The sequence below is a fragment of the Brevibacillus sp. SKDU10 genome (assembly GCF_001645205.1).
GTDB classification, from domain to species: Bacteria; Bacillota; Bacilli; order Brevibacillales; family Brevibacillaceae; genus Brevibacillus_B; species Brevibacillus_B halotolerans.
The window spans coordinates 1-864 of record NZ_LSSO01000121.1; the positions used below are offsets into that span (position 1 = coordinate 1).

Genomic DNA, 864 nt, shown 5'->3' on the forward strand with positions numbered 1-864 from the left:
TTTATCGAGCAGGAGACTATTACGATTATTCAAGCTAACATTTCTCCCAAACTAGCAGGATATCTTACAAATTATGATAAAATAGGATATGACCAAAATTTATAGATAAACTTCACAGTGGGAGAAAAAGATGAAAGAAGCTATACAATATGAAATCAAAAAATTGGAACAAGAACACAATATCAGAATTTTATTTGCCGTAGAATCAGGAAGCCGGGCATGGGGATTCCCATCACAAGATAGTGATTATGACGTGCGCTTTGTTTATATCAGACGTCCTGAATGGTATCTTTCAATCGATGAAAAACGGGATGTAATTGAAGTACCCATTACTAATTTGCTAGACATTAATGGATGGGATATTAAAAAGGCGCTCAAGCTGTTTAGAAAGTCAAATCCTTCCTTGATGGAATGGCTGAGTTCGGAAATCGTTTACCACGATGCTTATGGATTTAAGGATGAGATGATAAAGCTGAGGGAGCGTGTTTTTTCTCCAAAAATTTCTATTCATCACTATCTTGGCATGGCGAAGGGGAATTATAGAGATTACCTCAAGGGAGAACAGGTAAAAATAAAAAAATACTTCTATGTTCTTCGGCCTTTGCTAGCTTGCATGTGGATTGAGAGATACAATGTGAATCCACCCATACTGTTTCAAGAATTGGTCAAAAAATTAGTAGCTGATGCAGAGGTAAAAAGCGCAATTGAGAAGCTTCTTCAAAGCAAAATGGCTGGAAAAGAAATTGCTCTTGAAAAGCGTATTGATGTGTTAAATGACTTTATTGAAGAGGGGTTTGCACATCTTACCGACATTTCGCCTACGTATAGTCGTGAAATGAACGATCCAACTGCCCAGCTTGATGA

At 37.2% G+C, this 864-nt stretch carries 1 protein-coding gene; it reads left to right on the top strand.

Going from position 1 to position 864, the window contains the following annotated elements; genetic code table 11:
- Positions 1-130: 130 nt before the first annotated feature.
- On the top strand, positions 131-864 hold a 734-nt coding region (locus AYJ08_RS07300), incomplete at its 3' end, for a nucleotidyltransferase domain-containing protein (protein WP_064017175.1).